Annotated in this window: 4 protein-coding genes and 1 pseudogene; 2 read left to right on the top strand and 3 right to left on the bottom strand. The window is 57.8% G+C overall.

Annotated features, from left to right (window positions below):
• Positions 1–118: 118 nt before the first annotated feature.
• Both GHO03_RS16590 and GHO03_RS16595 read left to right on the top strand, forming a co-directional pair.
• A pseudogene (locus GHO03_RS16590) lies at positions 119–970 on the top strand (sensor histidine kinase); the annotation flags it as partial.
• Between the two features lie 72 nt (positions 971–1,042).
• Positions 1,043–1,318, top strand: a complete 276-nt coding sequence (locus GHO03_RS16595) for a peptidylprolyl isomerase (RefSeq protein WP_083369510.1) — start codon at positions 1,043–1,045, stop codon at positions 1,316–1,318.
• 61 nt (positions 1,319–1,379) lie between these two features.
• Here the strand turns inward: GHO03_RS16595 and GHO03_RS16600 are convergent, their stop codons facing one another.
• From GHO03_RS16600 to GHO03_RS16610, 3 genes are all read right to left on the bottom strand, one after another.
• Positions 1,380–3,632 carry an ATP-dependent DNA helicase gene (locus GHO03_RS16600; protein ID WP_133144576.1) on the bottom strand — a complete coding sequence of 751 codons (2,253 nt, stop codon included), beginning with the start codon at positions 3,630–3,632 and terminating at the stop codon, positions 1,380–1,382.
• Positions 3,629–5,278 (bottom strand): VRR-NUC domain-containing protein, encoded by a 1,650-nt coding sequence (locus GHO03_RS16605; protein ID WP_133144575.1) that lies wholly within the window; start codon positions 5,276–5,278, stop codon positions 3,629–3,631. The genes GHO03_RS16600 and GHO03_RS16605 overlap by 4 nt, the downstream gene beginning before the upstream one ends.
• Before the next feature lie 152 nt (positions 5,279–5,430).
• Positions 5,431–6,795 carry a hypothetical protein gene (locus tag GHO03_RS16610; protein WP_372241760.1) on the bottom strand — a complete coding sequence of 455 codons (1,365 nt, stop codon included), beginning with the start codon at positions 6,793–6,795 and terminating at the stop codon, positions 5,431–5,433.
• Between the last annotated feature and the right edge of the window lie 32 nt (positions 6,796–6,827).

The following is a 6,827-nucleotide window of genomic DNA, read 5'->3' on the forward strand; positions in this document are numbered from 1 at the left end:
AGGCTGACAGCCTTGTACCGGTATGCGGCCTTAAACAGACCGACTTACAGATTCAAATTCAGGACCTACCATGCCAATCAAGAGTTCAAGGCGCCACCAACGCTTGCAGGCCAGCGCCACCGAACAAGCTTTGCTTGAGCTTAACGAAACCCTTGAGGAGCGTGTGGCCGAGCGTACCCGGGCATTGGCCGAGGCCAATATGCAATTGCAGCTCGAGATACAGGAGCGGGCCCGTGCTGAGGAAGCCCTGCGCCACGGGCAAAAAATGGAGGCGGTAGGGCAATTGACGGGCGGCATCGCCCATGATTTCAACAATATGCTCACTGGCATTATCGCCAGCCTGGACCTGATGAAACGCTACATCGCGGCAGGCCGTATTGACGAGGTCGAGCGTTTTGCCGATGCCGCCGTCAACTCAGCGCAGCGCGCCGCCGCGCTGACCAACCGCTTGCTGACGTTCTCCCGTCGCCAGTCGCTGGATCGCAAGCCGCTGGACCCCAATCAGCTGGTGAAATCACTGCAGGAATTGTTCAGCAGCAGCAAAGGCGCGAATATCGACCTGATCCTGGAACTGGGGCAAAACATCTGGCCGGTCAATACTGACAGCGGCCAGCTCGAAAGTGCCCTGCTCAATCTGATGATCAATGCCCGGGATGCGATGCCCGACGGTGGCACCCTGGTGGTCAAAACCGCCAATCATTACCTCAATGCCAGCGATCTCGGCACTCTGGAATCAGTCAGCTCCGGGGATTACGTCATGCTCGAGGTCAGTGACAACGGCACCGGTATGAGCCCGCGGGTCCTCGCCAGGGCCTTTGACCCGTTTTTCACCACCAAGCCCGTGGGCCAGGGAACCGGGCTTGGGCTATCGATGATTTACGGCTTTGCCCAGCAGTCCGGCGGGCATGTCAGCATCAACAGCCTGAGCGGATGCGGCACCCGTGTGTGCTTGTACCTGCCGCGCCATCATCACCCGGAGGCGAAAACTCAGGCATAATCCGCGCCCGCGCACTATGCCCCACTGTTCCAAGGTACAGATCACATGAAAGCTCAAGCCCGCCATATTTTGGTGAAAACAGCCGAAGAGGCCGAATCGCTCAAACAACGCATCGCCAAAGGCGAAGCCTTCGATGTGCTGGCGAAAAAATTCTCCACCTGCCCGTCAGGCAAACGCGGCGGCGATCTGGGCGAAGTGAGGCCCGGGCAGATGGTTGGCATCATTGACCAGATCATCTTCAAAAAACCGCTGCGGGTGGTGCATGGCCCGGTCAAGAGCAAGTTCGGCTATCACTTGGTGCAAGTCTTTTACCGCGACTGAACAGCCCCCTGCCCTCTGACGGCACCCTCGAAGACAGGGTTTGGGGTACTCGAGATTTCGTTCACTGCAGTCGCCACCAGCGCGGCAGCAGTTGCTGCACCTTCGGCTCGGCAAAACGGTCATCAATCAGAAACAGCGTCCCCTGATCGTTCTGGGTGCGAATTACCCGGCCGGCGGCCTGCACCACTTTCTGCACACCCGGATAAAGGTAGGTGTAGTCATAACCGGCGCCAAACCGTGCCGCCATGCGCTGTTTGATCTGTTCATTGACCGGATTCAACTGGGCCAGACCGAGGGTGGCGACAAAAGCACCAATCAGCCGCGCGCCAGGCAAATCAATGCCTTCACCGAATGCCCCGCCCAGCACGGCAAAACCAACGCCCTGACTGGTCAGGGTGAACTGGTCGAGAAAGTCCTGACGTGCTGCTTCGTCCATTCGTCGTGCCTGCAGCCATCGTGATATCGACGGATGGCGCTCGGCCAGTAGTTCGGCAACCTGTTGCATATAATCAAAACTGCTGAAAAACGCCAGATAGTTGCCCGGACGCTGGCCGAACTGCCTGGCAATCAGCTCCACAATCGGCTCCAGCGAAGCCTGACGATGGACAAAACGGGTGGATATGCGGCTCACCACCTGCACGTCCAGTTGCTCGGCGCCAAATGGCGATTCGACATCCATCCATAGCGCATCCTCCGGCAAGCCCAACAGATTGGCGTAATAGGTTTGCGGGCTGAGGGTGGCAGAAAACAGCACATTGCTGTGAGCACTCGCCAGACGCGGGCCGATAAAACCGGCAGGCACAATGTTGCGCAGATTGAGTTGCGAGAGGCGGCGCTTGCCGCCTTCAACCAGGCTAACGTCGAACAGGAAATTGTCATCGAACAACTCCGCCACCCGATTGAACTGCAAGGCTTCGAAGTAGAACGCCTGCAGGTTTCCCGCCAGCCCATGGGGGTGATCGTTGAGGTAATCGCCTATGGCGGTGATGCAGGAAGACAAGGCATTCAGCCATTTGGCTGGCAGTTGCGGGTATGCCTGATAGGGGCCCGCCTGCGCCTTGTGCAGGGCACTCCATTCGCGGTCAAGGCGTATGAAGGGTTTGTCCAGCGGTGCCGGAGCCGTGTGCCGTACGCTGTTGAGGGTCTGCTGATCGAGGCTTGCGCTGTACATCCCGCGCGCCCGCTCGACCAGGTTATGGGCTTCATCCACCAGGGTCCCGACCCGCCATTGGTTGGCCTGGGCCAGACCATAAAGCAAGGCACTGAAGTCGAAGTAATAGTTGTAATCGGCAATCACCAGATCAGCCCAGCGCGCCATCTCCTGACTCAGGTAATAAGGACAGACCTCGTGCTCCAACGCGACATTGCGCAGGCTCTTCTGATCGAGGGGGGTTTGGCCAATCGCAGCCCTTCGCGCAGCGGGTAAACGATCGTAGAAGCCTCTGGCCAGAGGGCAAGAGTCACCATTGCAGGCGTTTTGCGGGTATTCACAGGCCTTGTCTCGCGCCACCAGCTCCAGCACCCGTAACGGAGCGTCCTGCCCCTTGGGAAAAAGCACCTGAATCGCATCGAGGGCGAGTTTGCGCCCCGGCGTCTTGGCCGTCAGAAACAGCAGCTTGTCGAGCTGCTGGCCGGGCATGGCCTTGAGCAACGGAAACAGGGTACCGATGGTTTTGCCGATCCCGGTAGGTGCCTGGGCCATCAGGCAGCGCCCGGTGCTGACGGTCTTGTATACCGCTTCTGCCAAAGCCCGCTGCCCGGTTCGAAACTGCTCATGGGGAAAGGCCAGGGCACGGGCGGCAGCATTCCTGGCTGCACGATGGGCCATTTCCTGCTCGGCCCAGGCCAGGAACAGCCCGCATTGCAGCTCGAAAAATTGCTGCAGGTCCGATGCTGACCAGGTTTCCTGCAGGCGGGTTTCCTTTTCACTGATAATGTCAAAATACACCAGCGCCAGGTCAACCTGTGGCAACTGCAGGCTCTGGCACAATAACCAGCCATAGACCCGGGCCTGAGCCCAATGCAGTTGACGGTGGTTGGCCGGTATTGCAGTGAATTCGCCGCGAAAGGTTTTCACTTCTTCCAGGACATTGGCCGCGGGGTCATAACCGTCTGCACGACCGCGAACGCTCAAGGCGCCGAACTGTCCTTCCAGGCTCAGCTCCGCCTGATACTCCGGGCTGCGCCGCGAGGCAACCGTGCGATGCCCGGCTATGCCCTGTTGCGCCGTGGGCGAAGGGGTAAATCGCAAGTCCAGATCGCCAGTCTTGGCGGTGAATTCACACAAGGCACGCACTGCAACGCGATAATTCACCCTTGCAGCTCCTGCCATTGCACATAACACACGGTCACCGGCATCCCGTGCTCTTCACAAAAGGCCAGCCAGCGCAGTTGGTTGTCCTGCAGACGGTCACCCGGGCCTTTGACCTCAATCATGCGATAGGTGTGTTGCGCCGAAAAAAACTGGATCAGGTCGGGCATACCGCTGCGATTGGCCCTGATATCCAGCAACAGACGCCGAAACCAAAGTTTCAAGTGCGCAGGGGGCAAACACCGTAATGCCTCTTCCAGCAGGTTCTGATTCAGGTGATTCCAGGCCACGAAGTTAGACTGCACGCCAAATTTGGCAGCATAGGTGTCGCGGATAGTGGTCAGGTAACGGCCATCATCGAGCTGCGCCAGGCAAGCCTCGAACCTGTCGGCACGCTGCTGATAGAAATCATCTTCCAGCATGTCTGCCGGACCACTCTGATACGGGTGAAAAAAGGCGCCCGGCAAGGGTGCGAAAATCGCCGGCCAACACAGCAGACCGAAGAGCCCGTTAACCAGGGTGTTTTCCACGTAATGCACAGGCGCTGCAGCGCTGTGCAAGTGCGCGGCAGCCATTAGCTCGACACTGGCCGCTTCGTCCCGTGGCAGGCTCAGGTCGAGCCGGTCGGGTGCCATTGCCTGGGCCACGGGCAATGGCGCCAAGCCCAGCTTGCGGCGCAAGCGCGGGATGATTCGTCGCAGATGCTGAAGCTCGGCATCAGTCAGTGGGGCCTGTTGCGCGTCTTCGGCCAGCTGCAATGCCGGTGCATAGTGCGCCTGACGTTCGAGCACGCGAATGCTGCGCTGGCGTGCCTCGGGGTGCAGGCTGTGCTGATAGACCTCCAGTGCCCGCGTCAGATCCCCTGCCCGCTCCAGATGCTGACCCAGCTGAAACAACAAGCGCCCGCGGCGCCGTTGCAGCCAGCGGTTGCCTGCCTGGTAGTCGAGCACCTGTTGCAGCACGGCAGCGGCATCGCCACTGAGCTCAAATTGCTCGCGACAGGCATGGAGCTGCAAATAGCCCTCTATATCGGCCCGGCACCCCAGAGCACGGGACTCGTGGCTGAAATCGACCTTCTCATAGGTAAACAGGCCGAGGTCGGCCAGTACCAGATCGGACCAGCTCTGCCCCAGGTTGCCAAAAAACATCAGCCGCAGGCGGTCACACAGCGCTCGGTGGTTGAGGGTGTAAAGCGGCTCGGTAAGGCCGGGATGCCATTGGGAAAGGGGTTGGCGCTGGGTAAAGTCGGCAGCCAGTTGCTCGAACCAGTCCGTTTTTTTACCCTTGGGTTGCGTGATACGGGCACTGAAACAGGCCAGGATTTCCGCTTTTTGCAGTACGTCAAACACGTCGGCCAAGGCCAAGGGCGCCTGATTATCCAGCCAGCCAAGGGCCAGCAAGGGGGCCGCCGCCAGCGCGGTATCACCGATTTCCGGGTAATTGAGCCTGCCGGCCCGGAAGTGATCGCCCTTGCGCATGATCATGCGCACCCACAGCGCTTGCGAGGAGCCGGGTAATTGGGCAAAACCTGCGATAAACCGTTGCTCGTCGACAGTCAGCACGTCTTCATAACGGGCAGCGATCCAGTCAAGCACATGCCGGAAGTTTTTCAGGTAGTAAAACGGGTCTTCGAGGGGATTGGAAATCACAGGCAGAACTAACCACTGAGCATGAATACTGGATATGCGTACAGATATCAGTTTGCCCGGGGCTCTGGCAAATGCTATTGGATGAGCGGTGCGTTCGCCGGGTCCCCGCCAGCAGGCCGGGGTGGTACTCACCCGCCCCCAAACCACCTGCCTTAGCCCGCAAGTACTGGGTGCCAGGGTTTTTTGCTTGGGTCGTGAGCGCACAATGTGGCAATCAGGGTGTTGCTTGTTCTCACGTCTGTTTTTTCCATGTGATAAAGCGCTTGCAACGATGCAAGGGGCAGTCCGCTTACAGACTCCAGCCAGGCGATATCGACCTGCGAAGAGCTGTCCGGGTCCATCAGTACCCGTCGAAACTCGTGGATGTATTGCAATTTTTCGGGGTAGCAGTTTTGTAGAAAGGACTCCAGGTCATCGGCTTTATTAACAAAAGGCGAACATATAAAGCAGCCCAACTGTTCATTATTGACACCGTGCAGTTCACCCAGGTACTGAGTGGCGACACCGTGCAACTTTCTAATTCGTTTCGGTGTATTGAACGAAGCGCCGAGCCTCTTTATCAATTGACCTTTAAACCGTTCATTGCACTGATTTTCCAGCGATGCACGGCGCAAGTAAGCATCCGCACCGACACTGTATTCCACCCCGTACTGGTAAGTGCCACGCAAACCCTGGAGGTGGGCAGCCACTAACACGACCGCCGCTTGCGGCTCCTCAATGTCCAGCATTTTTATATTCCATGGTCCCTCCACAAACATCAGTACCTGAGAACTCAACACGTCCGCTTCGTGGCATAAACAATCAAAAATATTGATCACGTCAATATCATTGCTGCCGCCACTGATTGCAGAAAACTCACCCCGATACGCGGGAGGCAATTTCAAGAACTCTTTATAGTCATCATCCAGCTTGCTGCACAACTTGACTGCGTTTTCAAAACTTTCATGGTCATCACCCGGCGGTGCATGCCCGTGCTGCTCTGCAACCTGCTGGATCCACGTCACGTATTGCCCCAGATGGCTGGGCGGGCGCCGGTCAATCAGGGCGTCCACCCTGGCGCCCCATCTGCATGCCTGACGGTACAGCTTGGCCCGGGCCAGCAGGTCGGAATAAAAGAATGTCGCTCTGGCGTCGCCTTGGGTCAGGTGTCCTGACATCAGCACCTGAGTACGATTCATCACCGAAGGCAGGCTCTCGAAAACCGTCTGTTTATGCAGCCTGGTTGTACTCTGCTCATCGACAATCAATAACTCGACACGCATATCTTCATAGATAAACAACTCGTTGCACTGGGTCTGAATTCGCTCCATCACATTGGCGGTCATGCGTGGCTGGCGCAGTATCGCAATGCGCAACTTGAACGTCTCTGGCGAGCGCCCGGCAATACTCAGTTGTGCGGCGCGTAAAAAAGCCAATGTATAGGCACACTCCTTGCCGCCCTCATGAACCACCATTACCCGGTAATTCCCTATGGAAACTCCGAACAAGTCTCCAAGTATGCTGAAATACAGCCTCACCACCTGCCCCGAGTGCGTCATGAGCCAGATGA

Origin of the sequence: Pseudomonas sp. FSL R10-1339 (genome assembly GCF_009600545.1) — a bacterium.
GTDB lineage: Bacteria > Pseudomonadota > Gammaproteobacteria > Pseudomonadales > Pseudomonadaceae > Aquipseudomonas > Aquipseudomonas bubulae.

Bases quoted from the DNA above. Each gene is read 5' to 3' on its own strand.
- GHO03_RS16595 (WP_083369510.1), top strand. From the start codon at position 1,043: ATGAAAGCTCAAGCCCGCCATATTTTGGTGAAAACAGCCGAAGAGGCC.